Here is a 2,264-nt window from a genome sequence, read left to right as displayed (position 1 = left end):
GCCCAGAGCGGCTCGATATGAGTCACGATGGGAATGCGTGCGAAATTATAGCTCGGCGGCGGCGAGGATGTTGCCCACTCCAAGGTTCCTGCGTCCCACGGATTGTTGCCGGCCGAGGTGCCTTTCAACGCGCCATGCACAAGGTTGAAGGTGAACAGGACAAAGCTCAGGAAGAAGAGTAACGCCCCAGCCGAGATGAAAAGGTTGATGTTGCCCCAGCCAAGCTCGGCCGGATAGGTGTAGACACGTCGTGGCATGCCCCACAGGCCGACCAGATGCATCGGGAAAAAGGCTGCATTGAACCCGATGAAGGCCAGCCAGAAATGCCACCGCCCGAGGCGTTCGCTCATCATGCGGCCGGTGACCTTCGGGAACCAGAAATAAGCCGCGCCAAGCAGCGGGAACACCGAGCCGCCGATCAGCACGTAATGGAAGTGGGCGACGACGAAATAGGTGTCGTGGACCTGAAGATCCAACGGCACTGAGGCGAGCATCACGCCCGTCAGCCCGCCGATGACGAAGATGAAGAAAAAGCCGAAGACGAACAGCAACGGAGTTCGGATCACCGGTCTGCCGTCCCATAATGTTGCCAGCCAGCAGAAGATCTGTACGCCGTTCGGGATGGCGATCATCATGCTGGATGCGGTGAAGAAGCTGGCGCCAAGCTTTGGCAGGCCGGTGGCGAACATGTGATGGACCCAAAGCCCGAACGAAAGGAAGCCGACCGCGATCAGCGACAGGACCAGCCCGAGATGACCGAATGTCGGTCGCCTGGCGAAAACAGGAATGATCGAGGACACCATGCCCGTCGCCGGCAGGAAGATGATGTAAACTTCCGGATGGCCGAAGAACCAGAAGAGGTGTTGGAACAGCAGAGCATCCCCACCTTCGGCCGGGTTGAAGATGTGCGTGCCAACCAGCCGGTCAAGGATCAGGAAAGTCGAGGTGATCATCACCGCCGGCATCGCGAAGACGACGACGAAGGAAGTGACCAGCATCGCCCAGACATAGAGCGGGATCTTGTCCAGCGACATGCCGGGGGCTCGCTGCTTGAAGACCGTGACGATGGTCGCCACCGCGACGGCCAGTGACGACACTTCGGTATAGGTGATCATCTGCGCCCAGACGTCAGCCCGCTTGCCCGGTGCGAATTCGGGGCCGGACAGCGGTACGTAGGCGAACCAGCCCACATCAGGGGCCATGTTGAGGGCGAAGGACACCCAGGCGAAAACGCCGCCCGAGACGTAGACCCAGTAGCTGAACGCGTTCAGGCGCGGAAACGCGATGTTGCGGGTGCCGACCATCAGCGGCACCAGGTAGATCCCGGTCGCCTGCACGATGGGCACGGCGAACAGAAACATCATCGTAACGCCATGCATGGTGAACAGCTGATTGTAGAGGTCGGGCCCGATCAGCCCGCGTTGCGGTCCAGAAAGCTGGATGCGCATGACGACAGCGTTGAGGCCGCCAAGACCAAGGAACACGAAAGCGGTGATCAAATAGCGTCGTGCGATCACCTTGTGATCGACGCTCGACAAGGCTCCGACGATGCCGGATGGCGTCCGCCAGGTGCGCTCGAGCCAGCGATGCAGGCCGGCATCATCCATGCCGGTGTCGCGCGGTCCGTCATGCTCGGGCGCGATGTCGCCTTTTGCAGATACCTTGCGCTCCGGCGGCAGGTCGCGTTGGCTTGTGAGATCCGCGCTGCTCATTTCAGACCCTCGAGATAGGCGACCACGGCATTGAGCTCATCGCCGCTGAGCTCCACCACCGGCATGTGGGAGCCGGGCTTGATGCCTTGCGGGTCGGCTATCCAGGCGGCGAGATTGCCGCGGCTCATCGTCAAGGTCCCGGCAGCGAGCGTCTGCCGGCTGGCTATGTGGGTGAGATCGGGAGCCACCGTTCCGCCGGCCGGCGTCCCCCCGATCCTGTGACACATCACGCAGGGGCGTTTGAGGAACAGGTCCGCACCGACCTTGGCTTCGCCGCTCGCCGGCGCGCCGGCCGGCTGCAACTGGTCGTTCAGCCAGGCATCGAATTTCGGGCGCGGCTCGGCGATGATGAAGGTGCCCATGTTGGCGTGCTGCGCACCGCAGAATTCAGCGCATTGACCACGGTAGACGCCTGGCTTGTCCGCCTTGAGATCCAGGACGTTCATGTGGCCCGGGATAAGGTCGAGCTTGCCGGCCAAGCTTGGGATCCAGAAGGAATGGATCACATCGGTCGAGGTCAAAAGCAGCCGCACCGGCTCGCCGGCAGGGATA

At 61.8% G+C, this 2,264-nt stretch carries 2 protein-coding genes; both read right to left on the bottom strand.

The genetic code is table 11. The features are described from left to right. A partial coding sequence (gene ctaD, locus EN990_RS34660; protein ID WP_127388565.1) for a cytochrome c oxidase subunit I occupies positions 1-1,712 on the bottom strand: 1,712 nt, incomplete at its 3' end. Beyond that, positions 1,709-2,264: c-type cytochrome (locus EN990_RS34655; RefSeq protein ID WP_127388564.1), on the bottom strand; the 556-nt coding region annotated here is incomplete at its 5' end. The genes ctaD and EN990_RS34655, both read right to left, overlap by 4 nt.

The organism is Mesorhizobium sp. M7A.F.Ca.US.005.03.1.1, assembly GCF_003997975.1.
In the GTDB taxonomy this organism is placed as follows: domain Bacteria; phylum Pseudomonadota; class Alphaproteobacteria; order Rhizobiales; family Rhizobiaceae; genus Mesorhizobium; species Mesorhizobium ciceri.
Note: the sequence above shows the minus strand (reverse complement) of the source record. Positions and strands in the feature narration are given on the sequence as shown.